The following is a 16,582-nucleotide window of genomic DNA, read 5'->3' on the forward strand; positions in this document are numbered from 1 at the left end:
CGTTGCTGATTGACCGAAGCCTCCGGAATTTCGTCATCCTCGGGTCTCCGCTTCGCGTCGCTCCGCCCGTGGATGACGATGTCGCGGAGGCCTCGGCTAACTGCCAACGTCTGCGATGATGATCGGACGGCCGACTAACCGTCACTCCGCAGGCACCACCGCTACGCCCCTGTCCGCGTCGCAATCGCCCGTCGCCAGCCGGCACTGCCCTGCAAGCACGGTGGTCAGCGCGATCGCCCCGGCCACCACCGACACCCAGAACCCGTTCTGCGGACCGAAATTGTCGACCATCCAGCCAGCGGCGAAGGAGCCCAGCGCCATGCCGATGCCGATGCCGGTGGTCACCCAGGTGACGCCTTCGGTGAGCATTGCCGGCGGCACGTGGCGCTCGATCAGGCCGAAGGCTGTGATGAAGGTCGGCGAGATCGCGACGCCGCTGACGAAGACCGCCAGCGCCAGCGTCGGCACCGTGTCGGCGAAAAGCAATGGCAGCGTGGTGAGCGCGATCACCGTGACCGCGACCGCCAGTTGCCGCTGCAGCGGCGCCTTCAGGCTGAGCGCGCCGACGATGATGCCGAGCACGAAGGATCCCAGCGCATAGACGCCGATGACGAGGCTCGCCGCTTGCGGTTGGCCGAGCGCCTTGGTGATGGCGACGGTGGTGACTTCCGTGGTGGCGAAGGTCGCGCCGACAAAGATCAGCGCGAAGGTGATGATCTGCACCGGCCGCAGGCGGATCGCCGAACCGGTCGCGCCATGTTCCGCCGGGCGGATGGGCGGTTCGGACGAACGCTGCAGCAGGAATGCCGCCGAACCGAGCGAGAGCAGCAATGTGCTGACCACCATGCCCGCTTCGGGGAACAGCGCCGCGCTCAAGCCCACCGACAGCGAGGCGCCGGCGACATAGACCAGTTCGTCCGCGGCCGATTCGAACGCGAAGGCGGTGCTCAACTCGGGACGATCGCGGAAGATCTCGGTCCAGCGCGCCCTGACCAGCGCCGGGATGTTGGGCATGGCGGCGGCAAGCAGCGCCGACCCGAACAGGGTCCAGGCCGGCCAGTGCTGGTTGGCCGCCACGATCAATGTCGTGAAGGCAAGCACCGAGACGAGCGTGGTCGGCAGGGCAATCGCGCTTTGGCCAAGCTGATCCACCCATCGCGAGATCTGCGGTGACAAGACAGCATTCACAAGGGCGTAGGTCGCCGAGACCGCCCCGGCCAGCCAATATTCGCCATGCGTCTGCGACAGCATCGCCACGATGCCGATCGGCGCCATGGCGATCGGCAGCCGCGCGATGAAGGCGGCCGCGGCAAAGCCTTTCGTGCCGGGAGCCCGAAAAATGTCCGCATAGGGGTTTCGCATGATCCTGCTCCTCGACAAGGCTGCATACTAAAACTACATGCGCTGCGTATGAATGTGAGATAGTTCATACGCTGCGTATGTCAATTGGCATACGAGGCGTATGTTAGTAGGGCCAGAGCCATGCACAGACCGCGCAAGGAGATGATCGCCGAAACGCGCGCCAAGCTGATCGCGGCCGCCCGCCATGCCTTCGGCACGGTCGGCTACGCCGAGGCCTCGATGGACGATTTCACCGCGTCGGCCGGCCTGACGCGCGGCGCGCTCTACCATCATTTCGGCGACAAGAAGGGGCTGCTGCAGGCGGTGATCGCCGAGATCGACGGCGAAATGGCCGTGCGGGTGAACGAGGTGGCTTCGAAGGCGCCGACCCGTTGGCAGCATTTCGTCGATGAATGCACCACCTATATCGAGATGGCGCTGGAGCCGGAAATCCAGCGCATCATGTTCCGCGACGGCCCGGCGGTGCTCGGCGACCCGGCGCAGTGGCCGAATGCCAGCGCTTGCACCGCCTCGATGACCGATCATCTGACGAAGCTGCAGGACGAGGGGGTGGTCGTTCCAGAACTTGATCCTGAGACGACCTCACGGCTGATCAATGGCGCCAGCAGCCAGGCCGCACAGCGCATCGCCAATTCGAACGATCCCGAAGCGACGTCGAAGAAGGTGATCGCGGCGTTCAAGCAACTGCTTGAAGGCTTGCGCAAGAGGGTTTGACGGCACGCTTGGGTAACCAAGCATAGGGTTGTGCACCGGTTTCGGATCGGTGCAACCCTGCCGCGATTGACAATCAATAGGGCGAGCGCATCCTCCCCGGCCATTCTCTGAAGGTGTGGGGAGTCGGGCATGTGGGACTTCAGCATCGGCAGGTCGGTGTCCATCATGATACGGACGTGGCCGTTCATCGTCTTTCGCATGATCGTCTATTTCGGCATCACGGTAGCCTACATCATGGCGACCGGCACGGGCGCCAGCGTCGGCTACGGCGTCGGTCACATCTCGACCGATCCGGACAGCCCGATGTCCTTCGCGCTCTGGGGCGGCGTGGTCGGCTTCGGCGTCGTCTCGATCGCCGTCTACTGGATCCGCGAATACATCCTCTATGTGCTGAAGGCGGGCCATATCGCCGTCATGGTGCATCTGATCGACGGCCACGATGTCCCTGACGGGCAGAACCAGATCGCCTATGCCAAGGAAGTGGTCACCCAGCGTTTCGCCGAGGCCAACATCCTTTTCGTCGTCGACCAGCTGGTCAAGGGCGCCATCCGCGCCATCACCGGCCTGATCGGCGGCATAGCCGCCTTCCTGCCGATCCCGGGCCTGAGCGGCCTGGTCGGCTTCATCAACACCATCATCCGTATCTCGCTGACCTATGTCGACGAGATCATCCTCGGCTACAACATCCGCATCAAATCGAGCACGCCTTTCGAGACGGCCAGGCAAGGCGTCGTCCTCTACGCCCAGAACGGCAAGCACATGGTCAAGAACGCCGTCTGGCTGGCGGCGATCATGTGGGGCGTGTCCTTCGTCATCTTCCTTTTGATGCTGGCACCCGCGGCCGCGATCCTCTGGGTCATGCCGGGCCAGCTTGCCGGCTGGGCTTTCGTGCTCGCCATCGTCTTTGCCTGGGCCTTCAAGGCGGCCTTCATCGAGCCCTTCGCCATTGCCTCGCTTATGCAGGTCTATTTCGAAGCCATCGAGGGCCAGGTGCCCAATCCCGAATGGGACCACCGGCTGGCCGAGGCCTCGTCCAAGTTCAGGGAACTGCGCGACAAGGCGCTGGGCTCCTTCGGCGGCGGCTCGCGCTGGGATACGCCCCGGGCCGCCTGATCAGGATTTCGAAGGACCGCCTAGCCTTGCGATCGCCGATTTGAGCGGCGCCTCGCCGGCGCCGCGAAAAGTCTCGCTCATCACCAGTTCGGGCAACGGCAGGCGCTTGCCCCAGCCATGCGCCTCGAGATCGGGCTTCGGCGCGAAGGCAGAGACGCGGCCGACGCAGAGATAGGCGATCGGCGTCACATGTTCCGGGATCGACAAGAGCTGCTTCAGCGCTTCCGTCTCGATGATGCTGACCCAGCCGACGCCGACACCCTCGGCCCGCGCCGCCAGCCAGAAATTCTGCACCGCGCAGACGGTGCTGTAGAGGTCCATCTCCGGATTGTGCCAGCGCCCGAGCGGCGAATCCTTCGACCGCTGCCGGTCGCAGGTGATGCACAGATTGAGCGCGCTTTCGCAGATGCCCTCGAGCTTAAGCTTGCGGTATAGCGCCTGCCGTTCCGCCTCGATCGCCGGCAGCTCCTGCTCGCGCGCGGCGAGGAACAGGTCGCGCACCTGCCGACGCCTGCCTGCATCGCGGATGACGATGAAGTTCCACGGCTGCATGTAGCCGACCGACGGCGCATGATGCGCGGCGGTGATCAGCCGCGCCAACACGCTGTCGTCGAGATCGTCGGGGATAAAATGGCTGCGCACGTCACGCCTGGTGAACATCGCCCGATAGACCGCGTCGCGCGCCAATTGGTCAAAGTCGTCGCCGCTCGCGGCGATCGCTGCTGCCGTCATCGCTTTTCCCCTTGCGACAAGCAATTTCCCGCCTGACCAAGCGGAAAACCATGTCTGCCGGGCCGGTCTTCTGGCTCGGGATCCTCCCGCATCCGGCGCCTTCCCGTCATCGACAGTGGCTTTGCCGGCGCGGTCCCCCTCACAGCGTTGGGCACGCCACGGAGTTCAACCGTGTTCCCGATTCTCCCGCGTCGCGGGCACCAGGCAGCGAAGAACCTTACCGCGAAGCTTGCGCCGCGCCAATGGCGCCAGCGACACGGGCTGGCGCAATTTTCCCCAGCCATTCGGCTTTCAAACATGGTCATCCGCGCCGCCGGTGCCTAGATTAGGCGCCATGGCCACCCGTCTCTACACGCACCCGATCTTTCTGGAACACCTCACGCCGCCCGGCCATCCCGAGCGGCCCGACCGCCTGCGCGCCATCGAACGCGTGCTCGACGACGAGGCTTTTTCGGCGCTCGACCGCGTCAAGGCGCCCGAAGGCGACGAGAAAACGATTCTCTATGCGCATCCCGAGGATTTCGTCGAGCGTGTCCGCGCCGCGATCCCTGAGAGCGGGATCGTGTCGATCGACGCCGATACCAGCGCCAGCCCGAAAAGCTGGCAGGCCGTGGTGACGGCGATCGGCGGCGCCAACGCGGCGGTCGACGATGTTTTCGAGGGCCGCGCGGCAAACGTCTTCGTCGCCGCCCGCCCGCCGGGTCACCACGCCGAAAAGACCACCGCGATGGGCTTCTGCCTGTTCAACACGGCCGCGATCGCCGCCCGCTACGCGCAGAAGAAGCATCAGGCCGAGCGCGTCGCCATCGTCGACTGGGACGTCCACCACGGCAATGGTACCCAGGACATTTTCTGGGACGACCCGTCGGTTCTCTATTGCTCGACGCACCAGATGCCGCTTTATCCCGGTACCGGAGCGAAAAGCGAAACCGGCGCCGGCAACATCGTCAACGCGCCGCTCGCGCCGCAGACCGGCAGCGACCTGTTCCGCGACGCCTTCCTGTCGCGTGTGCTGCCCTCGATCGATGCGTTCGCGCCGGACTTGATCATCATTTCAGCCGGCTTCGACGCGCACCATCGCGACCCGCTGGCGGAGATCAACCTGACCGAGGATGATTTCGACTGGGCGACCGGGCAATTGATGGAACGCGCCGGCCGCCACAGCTCCAACAGGCTCGTCAGCTTGCTGGAAGGCGGCTACGATCTGCAGGGACTGGCATTTTCAGTCGCCGCCCATGTCGGGCGGCTGATGAAGGGATAGGGTATGGCATTGGAAGACAATGAGGACGTCAAGGCGATGAGCTTCGAACAGGCGCTCGACGCGCTGGAGAAGATCGTCGATGATCTTGAGCGTGGCGACGTCCCGCTCGACCAGTCGATCAAGATCTATGAGCGCGGCGAAGCGCTGAAGGCGCATTGCGACCGGCTGCTGAAAGCGGCCGAGGACAAGGTCGAGAAGATCAGACTGTCGCGCGACGGCAAGCCGGTAGGAACGGAGCCGTTGGACGCAGAGTAATTTGGACGACGGTGAGGCAGACAAAGCAGGTAAGGAGTTCAAGCTATGTGCCGCAACATCAAGACCCTGGCCAATTTCGAGCCACCGGCGACCAATGACGAAGTGCATGACGCAGCGCTGCAATTCGTGCGCAAGCTGAGCGGCTCGACCAAGCCCTCCAAGCGCAACGAGCATGCCTTCCACCATGCGGTCGAGGCGATCACAGCTATCGCGCGCGAATTGATCGATTCGCTCGAAACCAACCAGGAACCGCGCAATCGCGAGGAAGAAGCTGCCAAGGCGAAGGCCAGGTCGGCGCTGCGTTTCGCCTGAGGATCCGACATGAGCTTCTTTCCGGGAAACGATCCTGAACCGGGCGATGCCTTCGCCTGCGACCAGATCGAGTTGATGGTCGTGCCCAACGCCAAGGACATTGGCGGCTTCGAGGTGCGCCGCGCCCTGCCGACGGCGAAGCGCCGTCTGGTCGGGCCGTTCATCTTCTTCGACCGCATGGGGCCGGCGATCCTGCGCGCCGGCCATGCGCTCGACGTGCGCCCGCATCCACATATCGGCCTCTCCACCGTCACCTACCTGTTCGACGGCAAGATCAGGCATCGGGATTCGCTCGGCACCGAAATGGTGATCGCGCCGGGCGACGTGAATTTGATGACAGCCGGGCGCGGCATCGTTCATTCCGAGCGCACGCCGGAAGAACTGCGCGGCGCGCCGATGTCGGTCTCCGGCCTGCAGACCTGGCTGGCGCTGCCCGACAGCAAGGAGGAGATTGCCCCGGTGTTCGCTAACACGTCGGTGGCCCGCTTGCCGCAGATCGATGCCGAGGGTGTCAGCGGCCGCGTCGTCATTGGCGCGTTCTCAGGCCTGCACTCGCCCGTGGCGACCGCCTCGGACACGCTTTATGCCGATCTGCGCTTAGCGTCGGGTGCAAGCGTGAAGATCCCGGCCGATGCCGAGGAGCGCGCCATCTACACGCTGGAAGGCGACGTCTCGATCGCCGGCGATATTTTCCCGGCCGAGCGGCTCCTGGTGTTCAAGCCGGGCGAGGAGATCATCGTTTCCTCCGAGCGCGGCGCGCATTTCATGCTGTTCGGCGGGGCTTCGCTCGGCTCCAAGCGCTACATCTGGTGGAATTTCGTGTCGTCCTCGAAGGAACGCATCGAGCAGGCCAAGCAGGAATGGAAGACAGGCCGCTTCGATATCGTTCCCGGCGATGAAGAAGAGTTCATCCCGCTGCCGGAGAATTAGGGTCCGCTTGCGCGTCACTGGCGCGCATTTACATTCGTCCGCCGGCGGCCTATTCCGCGCATGATTATGGCGCAATCTGCTGATAGCGCCGTGTCGATCGATTGACGCAGGACGCGCCCGAGTGAAGCCAGACACGCCGCTGCTCGACAAAGTCCGCATTCCGGCGGATTTGCGGACGCTCGATGAGGGCGCGCTGCCGCAATTTGCCGCCGAACTGCGCGCCGAGCTTATCGACGCCGTCTCGCAGACGGGCGGCCACCTCGGCGCCGGCCTCGGCGTCGTCGAGCTGACGGTTGCCCTGCATTATGTCTTCGACACCCCGAACGACCGGCTGATCTGGGACGTCGGCCACCAGGCCTATCCGCACAAGATCCTGACCGGCCGCCGCGAGCGCATCCGCACGCTGCGCCAGGAGGGCGGCCTCTCCGGTTTCACCCGGCGCGCCGAGAGCGAATACGACCCGTTCGGCGCCGCGCATTCGTCGACCTCGATCTCGGCCGGCCTCGGCATGGCCATGGCGCGCGACCTGTCGGGCGGCCGCAACAATGTGATTTCCGTCATCGGCGACGGCTCGATGTCGGCCGGCATGGCCTTCGAGGCCCTGAACAATGCCGGGGCGCTCGACGCCCGGCTGATCGTCATCCTCAACGACAACGACATGTCGATCGCGCCGCCGACCGGCGCCATGAGCGCCTATCTGGCCAGGCTCGCCTCCGGCAAGGCCTATCTCGGCCTGCGCGATTTCGGCAAGAAGCTGACATCCTATCTCGGCAAGCGCGCCGACCGCGCCATCACCAGGGCGGTCGAGCATGCGCGCGGCTACGTCACCGGCGGCACCCTGTTCGAGGAGCTCGGCTTCTATCACATCGGCCCCATCGACGGGCACAATCTCGAACATCTGATCCCAGTGTTGAAGAACGTGCGCGACAACGGCAAAGGCCCGGTGCTGATCCATGTCGTGACCCAGAAGGGCAAAGGCTACGCGCCGGCGGAGGCCGCGGCCGATAAATACCACGGCGTCAACAAGTTCGACGTCATCACCGGCGCGCAGGCCAAGGCGCCGGCCAATGCGCCGGCCTACACCAAGGTGTTCGCGGAAAGCCTGATCCAGGAAGCGCGTGAGGACGACCGTATCGTCGCCATCACCGCCGCCATGCCGAGCGGCACCGGCCTCGATCTGTTCGGCGAGGTGTTCCCGAAGCGGACTTTCGATGTCGGCATCGCCGAGCAGCATGCGGTGACCTTCGCCGCCGGGCTGGCCACCGAAGGCTACAAGCCCTTCGCCGCCATCTATTCCACCTTCCTGCAGCGTGCCTACGACCAGGTCGTCCACGACGTTGCGATCCAGAAATTGCCGGTGCGCTTTCCCATCGACCGCGCTGGTTTCGTCGGCGCCGACGGCGCCACCCATTGCGGCGCTTTCGACACCACCTTCCTCGCTACGTTGCCGGGCTTCGTCGTCATGGCCGCCGCGGACGAGGCGGAACTGCGCCATATGGTGCGCACCGCGGCTGCCTATGATGAGGGCCCGATCGCCTTCCGCTATCCGCGCGGCAACGGCGTCGGCGTCGACATGCCGGAGCGCGGCTCGCTGCTCGAAATCGGCAAGGGTCGTATTCTCAAGGAAGGGACCAAGGTCGCACTGCTTTCCTTCGGCACACGGCTGCAGGATTGCCTTCTGGCGGCCGAGGAACTCGGCGCGGCGGGCCTGTCCACCACCGTCGCCGACGCCCGCTTCGCCAAGCCGCTGGACGAAGATCTTATCCGCCGGCTCGCCCGCTCGCACGAAGTGCTGGTGACCGTGGAGGAGGGCGCGATTGGCGGTTTCGCCAGCCAGGTGCTGCATTTCCTGGCCCATGAAGGCCTGCTGGAAAGCGGCCTTAAGGTACGGCCGCTGGTACTGCCGGACGCGTTCACCGACCACGCGAAACCCGAAAAGATGTATGCCGATGCCGGCCTGGATTCGGCGGGTATCGTGCGCACTGTCTTCGCGACGCTCGGCCGTGGCGTTCAGGCGCAGCGCGCCTGAATCAGGACTTCAAGACCCTGAATCGTTTTGCCGGCTTCCGGATGTAACTATCTGTTAACGCTCCCGTTTGGCGGTTCGCTTACCCTGTCTATTGGCCGATTTTCAACGGCGCCCTGCTAGAAGTTCGAGCCAGGCAGGGAGATAACAAAAATGAAAACGCTTCTGTGCGGCATGGCGCTTTTGGCGGGCATGGCCGCGCCGGCGACAGCCGAAACGCGTTACGACCGCAACCTTGAAAAGGCGGTGCTGGATATCGTCGCCGGCAAGATGGGCAACATCCGCGGCGCCTTCTCCTACAGGCAGGTTCCTCAACTCGTCATGGTGCCGGAAGCGACGACGCCGGCTGTGCCGGCGCCGGTCGAGCCGTCGCGCAGGGAAGCTTCCGGCAATGATGGCCTGACGCCGGCCGTCGAGCGCCGGGTTTCGCGAACCGTATTTTAGAACCACATATCGCGCACGCAGCGGCCGTCGCGCGGCAGGTCGTCATAGGTATCGAGGCCGTCGAAATGGTCGATCGGCAGGTCGGCGACTTCCTCGGGCGGCGCCAGCCTGACATTGACGGCGGTGCGCGTGCGGCCGCTCTTGCCGGAACGCAGGCCGCGCCAGGCGACGACGCAGGCACAGGTCGGGCAGAACAGGATCTCCAGCGAGCATTCGGCCACCCCGGCGCGCGTGTAGGATTTCAGCGGTCCGGCTACGCGAATGCGCTCGTCGACATAGTCATAGGCCCAAAGCGTGCCGTAGCGGCGGCAAAGCGTGCAATTGCAGGCGGTGATCCCACCGGGATCGCCCTCCAGCGTCCAGTGGGCCGCGCCGCAATGACAGGTACCTTTCAGCATCGCCACCTCCATCAACTGACGAACGGCCTGTTCCTGTCCGCATTCTGCAGCCTGTCGCCCGATATTCAAACCCATTGCGTTCGCGCCCGGCTTTCGCCAATGAAGGCCGATGAGTTCCCCTTTGCCAGCCAGCCAGCGCCAGCGGCTCGACGAATTGCTCGTCGGCCGCGGCCTGTTTGCCAGCCGCTCACGCGCCCGCGACGCGATCGAGCGCGGCACGATAACGGTTGACGGCGCCATTGCCCGCAAGCCCGGCCAATCTGTCGCGCCGGACTGCCTGATCGCCATCGACGATCCGGCGCAGGCCTATGTGTCGCGCGCGGCACTGAAGCTGATCGCCGGCCTCGACCATTTCGGCCTCGATCCTTCCGGAAGCGAGGCGCTCGATATCGGCGCCTCGACCGGCGGCTTCACCCAGGTGCTGCTGGAGCGCGGCGCGGCGCATGTCACGGCAATCGATGTCGGCCACGGCCAGATGCGTCCCGAGATTGCCGGTGATCCACGCGTGACCGTCATCGAGGGATTGAACGCGCGTGATTTGACGGCAGTCGATCTCGGCGGCCGCGCTCCCGCTTTCCTTGTCTGCGACGTCAGTTTCATTTCGCTGAAGCTGGCGCTGCCACCGGCGCTGGAATTGGCGGGCGAGGGCGCCAGGGCAATTCTTCTGGTCAAGCCGCAATTCGAGGCCGGCCGCGAGGCGATCGGCAAGGGCGGCCTGCTCAAGGATCCGGACGATGCCGGGCGTATAGCCGAGAACCTGCGTGATTGGCTGGCCGGCAATTCCGGCTGGCGGGTGCTCGGGCTGCACCCGTCGCCGATCGAAGGCGGCGACGGCAACCGCGAGTTCCTGCTCGCCGCCATAAAGGATGCGGGGTCGCGATGAGCACACGCTTCACCATCGCCAGGCTGGGCTCGCAGGGCGACGGCATCGCCAACGCCGAAGGCGGGGAAGTCTTCATCCCGTTCACGCTGCCGGGCGAGACGGTCACGGCCGCGCGCCAGAAGGAACGCGCCACGCTGATGTCGGTGCTGGAAGCCTCGCCGCTCAGGATCGACCCGGCCTGCCGCCATTTCACCGAATGCGGCGGCTGCGCGCTGCAGCATTTCGAAGCCGAAGCCTACCGGCAATGGAAGCGCGAGAAGGTCGTGCAGGCGCTGAAGGCCAAGGGCATGGCTTGCGAGATCGCTGCGCTGGTGCCGTGCGCGCCGCATACCCGCCGCCGCGTCACTTTCAGCGCCAGGCGCACGGATGCCGGCATGCTGCTCGGCTTCGTGCGCGCGCTGTCGTCCGAGATCATCCCGATCGAGGAATGCCCGATCTCGCTGCCGGCGATCGTCTCGGCGCTCGACAAATTGCGCGCCTTGGCCGGATTGGTCTGCGCCACGCCGAAGGCGTTCCATATGACGGTGACCGTCACGGCTTCGGGCCTCGACATTGCCGTCCATGATGCCGGCAAGCTTGGCGACCACCAGCGCCGTATCGCGTCGAATTTCGTCATGGCCGAGGGCCTGGCGCGGCTTTCCGTCGACGGCGAGATCGTCGTCGAGCCGAAGAAGCCGGTGGTGCAGTTCGGACCGGTCGCCGTTGCCGTGCCGCCCGGCGCCTTCCTGCAAGCGACGGAAGCCGCCGAGCAGGCAATGGCGGACCTTGTCGGCCAGCATCTGTCGCGCGCCAGGAAGGTCGCGGACTTGTTTGCCGGTAGCGGCAGCTTCGCGCTACGACTTGGCGCGAGGTCGGAAGTCCATGCCGTCGAAGGCGATGCGTCGGCGCTCGCCGCGCTAGACCGCGCCTTCCGCTTCGCCGGCGGCTTGAAGCGCGTGACCAGCGAACGCCGCGACCTGTTCCGCCGGCCGCTGACCTTCAAGGAGCTGAACGCTTTCGACGGAGTGGTCTTCGATCCGCCGCGCGCCGGCGCCGAGGACCAGTCGAAGCAGATCGCCCGTTCCGACGTGCCGCTAGTCGCCGCCGTCTCCTGCAATCCGGTGACGCTGGCGCGCGATCTGCGCATCCTCATCGATGGCGGATATACGCTGAAGAGCGTCACGCCGATCGACCAGTTCCTGTGGTCGCCGCATGTCGAGGCCGTGGCGCTTTTGGAGAAGCCGAAGCGGCGGCGATAGCCTTGCCGGTTGCAGCTGACTTCACTCAAATGGCGACTTGTCCTACGAGCTCGGAAAACGTTTCGCCGTGCCGCCGCGCTGGTTGATCGAAACCCAGCTGTTCGGGTTCTGCTGCGACTGGCGCTTCAGGAAATAATAGCCGGTGGCGTTCCATGGGCGGATTTCGTCGACCAGATTGTCCAGGACGAAATCGCCCTTGTCGGTCTTCACCGTCAGGATGGTGTGGCCCTCATCGTGAAGGTCGCGCACCACCGTCATCAGCAGCGCCTGCCGGGGAAATCCCGCTTCCTGGAGAAGCTTGCGCTTGTAGAGCGCGTAGATCTTGCAATCGCCCTTGCCGTCCACCGGATAGTCCCAGTGGTCCATCATCGTGCCCCAGTGATCGTAATTGCTGACGGGCTTGATGGAGCGGTTCGCCTTCTGGTTTATCCGCTTGAGGATGCTCATGTTCTGCGCGGTCAGCTTGACGCTTGTGGCGGGCAAAGCGGGCACCTTGCACTCTTTCGGCCGGCGATGACAGAAATCGAGCCAGCCATAGGGAACGCTGGTGCTGCCGCCGACGGTGGCGGAGCTCGCAACAAGTCGTGTCGTCGTCAGCTTGAACAGCGACGACTGCGCCGCTGCAGGGCCGACTTGCAGCGATGAAGCGCCAACCAAAGAAACGAGGCCAAGGAGGAAAGAAGAGGTCAGGACGCCAGGGGAACGCTGCATTGCCAACACCACCGCAACGAGAAGACTGGCGACAAGCTAATGCGCAAACGCCCGCCCCGCCAATTAAACAATTAATAATGTCCTAACACGATTGTGTCTGGCGTAAGGCAGAGGCTGCCCCTCCTCACGAGTTGGCATCAGTCCGAGCGTGGCACTGCCGCGCTTCGGCGAGTACGCTCGCGTCCATATCTTCAAGTGTTTTTGGCCCGCCAGCACGCTGTAGGATTCCAAACACGTCCTGCGGCCGCATCGGTGCAAAGGCCGGCGCCGGTTTCACATCAACGCCGTCTGGCGCGTTCTCGGATTTGGACATGATGCCTGCACGCTCGAGTGAAATGTCTTTGGCAGACGATTCTACCGGAACGGCGCCAACCCCTCAAACCCTCGTCCCGCCCACCGTCATCTGGTTCATCCGCAGATGCGGCTGGCCGACGCCGACAGGCACGCCCTGACCGGCCTTGCCGCACATGCCGATGCCGCTGTCGAGTTTCATGTCGTTGCCGATCATGCTGACGCGGTGCATGGCATCCGGCCCGTTGCCGATCAGCATCGCGCCCTTGATCGGCTGCGTCACCTTGCCGTTCTCGATCATGTAGGCCTCGGTGCAGCCGAACACGAACTTGCCCGACGTGATGTCGACCTGGCCGCCGCCGAAGGAAACGGCGTAGATGCCGTTCTTGACCGAGGCGATGATCTCTTCCGGCTCCATGTCGCCCGCGGTCATGTAGGTGTTGGTCATGCGCGGCATCGGCTGGTGCGCATAGCCCTCGCGGCGGCCGTTGCCGGTCGCCTTCATGCCCATCAGCCGCGCGTTCTGGCGGTCCTGCATATAGCCGACCAGTTTGCCGTCCTCGATCAAGACGTTGCGCGCCGAAGGCGTTCCTTCGTCGTCGACTGTGAGCGAGCCGCGCCGCTCGGGGATGGTGCCGTCATCGACCACGGTGACGCCCTTCGCCGCCACTTGGCTACCCATCAGGCCGGCGAAGGCCGAGGTCTTCTTGCGGTTGAAGTCGCCTTCGAGCCCGTGGCCGACCGCCTCGTGCAGCATCACACCCGGCCAGCCGCTGGACAGAACGATGTCGAAGGTGCCGGCCGGCGCCGGAATCGCTTCCAGATTGACCAGGGCCTGCCGCAGCGCCTCGTTTGCCGCATGCTTCCAGCTCTCCTCGCCGACGAACTCGCCAAAACTCTTGCGGCCGCCCATGCCGTAGGAGCCGCTCTCCTGCCGGTCGCCATCGCCGACCACGACGGAAACGTTGATCCGGACCAGCGGGCGGATGTCGCGCACGATCTGTCCGTCGCCGCGCACGATCTCGACATGCTGCCACGAGGCGGCGAGCGACGCCGTCACCTGGCGCACGCGCGGATCCTTCGCACGCAGCCAGCCATCGATTTCCTGCAAGAGCTTGGCTTTGGCCTCGAAGGAAGGCGAGGGGATCGGGTTCTCGTCGCCATAGAGGTGGCGGTTGGTGCGGGCGGGCGCTCCGGCCAATGTGCCGGAATAGCCGCCCTTGACCGTCGAGACGGCGTCGGCCGCGCGCAGCAGCGAGGCTTCGGAGATGTCGCTGGAATGCGCATAGCCGCTGGCCTCGCCGGCCACGGCGCGCAGGCCGAATCCCTGGTCGGTGTTGAAATTGGCCGTCTTCAGCCGGCCATTGTCGAACATCAGCGCTTCGCTCTCGCTGTATTCGAGGAACAACTCGCCGTCGTCGGCGCCCTTGATGGTCTCGGCGACGATCTCCTTGACGCGATCGTCGGAAATGTCGAATTGGCCGATCAGGCTGTTCATGGCAAATCCATTCTTGGAAACAAATCGTTCCGACGGATGTAGGCGCGAAGCCGCCGTCGCACAATCGTCAACAGGGCCAAGTCAGCGATTGCGGCCGTCACTCGCCGCTCAGGAAGCCCTTGATGTTGCCGGCCATCGTGTTCCAGTTGGAAAACTGCTCCTCCAGATTGGCCCTGGTGATGCCGCCGGCGAAGCTGACATCCATCTTGAAGTTCGAGCCGTCGCCGGCATAGGCCTTTACCCAGCGGTATTTCGCGTTCCAGGCGTTGGCCTGGTCGGCGGTCAAGGGGTCGGTGTAGCCGGTCGAGAATTGCAGCGACTTGCAGTTCTCGTGATCCTCGCAGCCATAGAAATAGATCACGTATTTGACGCCCTCGATCCGGCCGGAAAGCATCGGATCGCCATTGTCGTCCTTGTCCATCCTGGCCGAGCCGAAGCCCTTGGCGATGTCGAGGATCGCCGGCGGGTCGGGCGTCTGGAGGATTTCGGCATCCTCGGCCCGTACGGCCGAAACCGTGCCGGCCAGCGCCAGACCGGTAATGAAAGCGGATAAATTCGCGCGCATTGAGCCTCCTGGCAGCCAAATGCGCATTCGCCACCGGACCTCAGCGTCAGGAGCGGCGCATGGGCGAGAAGATCAAGGTAGGGCGGCGAAGCCTTCCGCAAAGCCCTTGAGGTCGACGGGAATGCCGATACCTTCCTCGGGGGTCTGGAAGACGATGAAGGTGGCCGACGTGCCGCTCTTCAGCGTGTCGAGCAGCGGCTTTTCGAGGATCACCTCGGCATAGCAGCCGTCCTGGAAGCAGCGCACGAAATAGGCGCGGCCGATATCCTTGCCATCGACATTGAGACCGAGGCCGTTGGGGAGCAGCACGCCGAGCGGCGCCAGCACGCGCAGAATCTCGGCCTTGTTGTCGGCGGTGCGCAGCACCACAACCGAAAGCCCCATTTCAGGGCGGTCCTCGGCGACGACGTTCTGCATCATCACGCATTGCTCGGAGGTAGCGCCTGCAGGCGTATCGCAGATGATCGACCACGCGCCATGCGTCGACTTCACCGTGCCGCTCGGCGGCGTGGCGTTGTTCGGCGAGGCAGCGGCGCCAACGGCTATGCCGACACCGAGCAAGGCGACGGCAAGGACGACCTTCGCCAGGGTTCTCGAAAGCCAGGAAGTCATAACGGCTCCATTGCGAATCACGGCACTTTAAGCCGCGCCGGGGCCAAGTAAAGGACGAGACCGCCGCCGGTCCGCCCCGATACCGGCAATTCCATGCTTTTCCAAAGCAAATTCGCCCGAATTGCGACCGCGGCGCATATAGCGCGGCGAGCGCCGAACACGGCCTTCGGCTTGCGCGCAAAAATGCCGCACGGTTTCCTCCGCTCCTTCCTTGCGGAGGGAAATAGAGTATGGTTTGAACCACCCTAGGGACAGACCGGGATTCCCAATCCCGGCATCGTCGATTATTGGTGCGATCGGATCGCGGGAAGTGGGAGACGAGAGGGCGATGAGGAAATTCCTGGCAAGCGCTGAATTCTTGGCAGGTGCGGCAGCTTCGGCCGTGCTCTTCTCCAGCGCGGCGGCCCATGCCGACCAGCCGCGGCCATGGGAGATGACCTTCCAGGCTCCGGCCACCGACATGATGCGGCAGATCGAGCGGTTCGGGAACTACACCATGTGGTTTATCGTCCCGATCACCATCCTCGTTCTGCTGCTGCTTCTGGTTTGCATCGTCAAGTTCCGCGCCAGCGTCAATCCGGTGCCGTCCAAGACCAGCCACAACACGCTGATCGAAGTGATCTGGACGGTCGGGCCGGTGATCGTGCTTCTGCTCATCGCTATTCCCTCCTTCCAGCTGCTCACCGCGCAATACACCCCGCCGGAAGAAGCCAAGCTCACCGTCAAGGCGACCGGCAACCAGTGGAACTGGGATTATGAATACCAGGTCGACAAGACCTTCTCCTTCAACTCGGCGGTTCTCCAGGATGCCGACCGCGCCAAGGCCGGCAAGGAAGATCGCGGCCTCTATCCGCGCCTGCTCGCGGTCGACAACGAGCTGGTCGTGCCGGTCAACACCTTGACCCGCGTCCTGATCACCGCGACCGACGTCATCCATTCCTTCGCCGTGCCGTCCTTCGGCATCAAGATGGACGCCGTGCCCGGCCGCACCAACGAAACCTGGTTCAAGGCGGAGAAGGAAGGCCTCTACTATGGCCAGTGCTCGCAGCTCTGCGGCAAGGACCATGCCTTCATGCCGATCGCCGTCCGCGTCGTGTCCGATGCGCAGTTCAAGACCTGGCTGGATACGGCCAAGACCGATGTGCCCGCCGCCAACAAGGCGCTGATGGCCGAGATCGATGGTACCAACAAGGTAGCGGCCGCCGGCAACTGATGCCGCGGGTTAGCAAGATTTAGG

The 16,582-nt window shown here is 64.4% G+C and carries 18 protein-coding genes and 1 riboswitch; of the genes, 11 read left to right on the forward strand and 7 right to left on the reverse strand.

Annotated features, from left to right (window positions below; genetic code table 11):
* Window positions 1-141: 141 nt before the first annotated feature.
* On the reverse strand, window positions 142-1,362 hold the full coding sequence (locus FJ957_RS24245) for an MFS transporter (protein ID WP_140835338.1): 1,221 nt from the start codon (window positions 1,360-1,362) through the stop codon (window positions 142-144).
* Window positions 1,363-1,482: 120 nt separating this feature from the next.
* On the opposite strand from FJ957_RS24245, the gene FJ957_RS24250 reads away from it, so the two are divergent.
* Both FJ957_RS24250 and FJ957_RS24255 read left to right on the forward strand, forming a co-directional pair.
* Window positions 1,483-2,076: a TetR/AcrR family transcriptional regulator gene (locus FJ957_RS24250; RefSeq protein WP_140835339.1), complete on the forward strand. Its 594-nt coding sequence runs from the start codon at window positions 1,483-1,485 to the stop codon at window positions 2,074-2,076.
* 129 nt (window positions 2,077-2,205) lie between these two features.
* Window positions 2,206-3,189: a hypothetical protein gene (locus FJ957_RS24255; protein WP_181180693.1), complete on the forward strand. Its 984-nt coding sequence runs from the start codon at window positions 2,206-2,208 to the stop codon at window positions 3,187-3,189.
* On the opposite strand, the gene bluB is transcribed toward FJ957_RS24255, so the two are convergent.
* Complete coding sequence (gene bluB, locus FJ957_RS24260) at window positions 3,190-3,921, reverse strand: 5,6-dimethylbenzimidazole synthase (protein WP_181180694.1); 732 nt, start codon at window positions 3,919-3,921, stop codon at window positions 3,190-3,192.
* 42 nt (window positions 3,922-3,963) lie between these two features.
* Window positions 3,964-4,141: riboswitch (cobalamin riboswitch) on the reverse strand.
* 114 nt (window positions 4,142-4,255) lie between these two features.
* On the opposite strand from bluB, the gene FJ957_RS24265 reads away from it, so the two are divergent.
* From FJ957_RS24265 to FJ957_RS24290, 6 genes are all read left to right on the forward strand, one after another.
* A complete protein-coding gene (locus FJ957_RS24265; RefSeq protein ID WP_140835340.1) occupies window positions 4,256-5,182 on the forward strand; it encodes a histone deacetylase family protein in 927 nt (308 codons plus the stop codon).
* A gap of 3 nt (window positions 5,183-5,185) precedes the next feature.
* Entirely contained in the window at window positions 5,186-5,437 is a 252-nt protein-coding gene (locus tag FJ957_RS24270; protein ID WP_140705314.1) for an exodeoxyribonuclease VII small subunit, read from the forward strand.
* Between the two features lie 45 nt (window positions 5,438-5,482).
* Window positions 5,483-5,749: a DUF2277 domain-containing protein gene (locus tag FJ957_RS24275; protein WP_140835341.1), complete on the forward strand. Its 267-nt coding sequence runs from the start codon at window positions 5,483-5,485 to the stop codon at window positions 5,747-5,749.
* Window positions 5,750-5,758: 9 nt separating this feature from the next.
* Complete coding sequence (locus FJ957_RS24280; RefSeq protein ID WP_140835342.1) at window positions 5,759-6,679, forward strand: pirin family protein; 921 nt, start codon at window positions 5,759-5,761, stop codon at window positions 6,677-6,679.
* 121 nt (window positions 6,680-6,800) lie between these two features.
* Entirely contained in the window at window positions 6,801-8,708 is a 1,908-nt protein-coding gene (gene dxs, locus FJ957_RS24285; protein WP_140835343.1) for a 1-deoxy-D-xylulose-5-phosphate synthase, read from the forward strand.
* A 150-nt stretch (window positions 8,709-8,858) separates the two neighbouring features.
* Window positions 8,859-9,149: a hypothetical protein gene (locus tag FJ957_RS24290; RefSeq protein WP_140659144.1), complete on the forward strand. Its 291-nt coding sequence runs from the start codon at window positions 8,859-8,861 to the stop codon at window positions 9,147-9,149.
* Here the strand turns inward: FJ957_RS24290 and FJ957_RS24295 are convergent.
* Window positions 9,146-9,547, reverse strand: a complete 402-nt coding sequence (locus FJ957_RS24295) for a GFA family protein (RefSeq protein ID WP_140835344.1) — start codon at window positions 9,545-9,547, stop codon at window positions 9,146-9,148. The two genes, FJ957_RS24290 and FJ957_RS24295, sit on opposite strands and share 4 nt — an antisense overlap.
* 109 nt (window positions 9,548-9,656) lie before the next feature.
* On the opposite strand from FJ957_RS24295, the gene FJ957_RS24300 reads away from it, so the two are divergent.
* Together FJ957_RS24300 and FJ957_RS24305 are read left to right on the forward strand one after the other, a co-directional pair.
* Window positions 9,657-10,430, forward strand: coding sequence for a TlyA family RNA methyltransferase (locus FJ957_RS24300; protein WP_140835345.1), 774 nt, complete (start codon window positions 9,657-9,659; stop codon window positions 10,428-10,430).
* Window positions 10,427-11,668, forward strand: a complete 1,242-nt coding sequence (locus FJ957_RS24305) for a class I SAM-dependent RNA methyltransferase (protein ID WP_140835346.1) — start codon at window positions 10,427-10,429, stop codon at window positions 11,666-11,668. The genes FJ957_RS24300 and FJ957_RS24305 overlap by 4 nt, the downstream gene beginning before the upstream one ends.
* 42 nt (window positions 11,669-11,710) lie before the next feature.
* On the opposite strand, the gene FJ957_RS24310 is transcribed toward FJ957_RS24305, so the two are convergent.
* From FJ957_RS24310 to FJ957_RS24325, 4 genes are all read right to left on the reverse strand, one after another.
* On the reverse strand, window positions 11,711-12,379 hold the full coding sequence (locus FJ957_RS24310; protein ID WP_181180695.1) for a transglutaminase-like cysteine peptidase: 669 nt from the start codon (window positions 12,377-12,379) through the stop codon (window positions 11,711-11,713).
* 376 nt (window positions 12,380-12,755) lie between these two features.
* Window positions 12,756-14,168, reverse strand: a complete 1,413-nt coding sequence (tldD, locus tag FJ957_RS24315; protein WP_140835347.1) for a metalloprotease TldD — start codon at window positions 14,166-14,168, stop codon at window positions 12,756-12,758.
* 97 nt (window positions 14,169-14,265) lie between these two features.
* Window positions 14,266-14,733, reverse strand: coding sequence for a YbjN domain-containing protein (locus FJ957_RS24320; RefSeq protein WP_181177418.1), 468 nt, complete (start codon window positions 14,731-14,733; stop codon window positions 14,266-14,268).
* Between the two features lie 72 nt (window positions 14,734-14,805).
* Window positions 14,806-15,345 (reverse strand): invasion associated locus B family protein, encoded by a 540-nt coding sequence (locus FJ957_RS24325; protein WP_126078560.1) that lies wholly within the window; start codon window positions 15,343-15,345, stop codon window positions 14,806-14,808.
* 328 nt (window positions 15,346-15,673) lie between these two features.
* Between FJ957_RS24325 and coxB the strand changes: the two genes are divergently transcribed.
* A complete protein-coding gene (gene coxB / locus FJ957_RS24330; RefSeq protein ID WP_140835349.1) occupies window positions 15,674-16,558 on the forward strand; it encodes a cytochrome c oxidase subunit II in 885 nt (294 codons plus the stop codon).
* The last annotated feature ends 24 nt before the right edge of the window (window positions 16,559-16,582 follow it).

Origin of the sequence: Mesorhizobium sp. B2-4-6 (assembly GCF_006442775.1) — a bacterium.
In the GTDB taxonomy this organism is placed as follows: Bacteria; Pseudomonadota; Alphaproteobacteria; order Rhizobiales; family Rhizobiaceae; genus Mesorhizobium.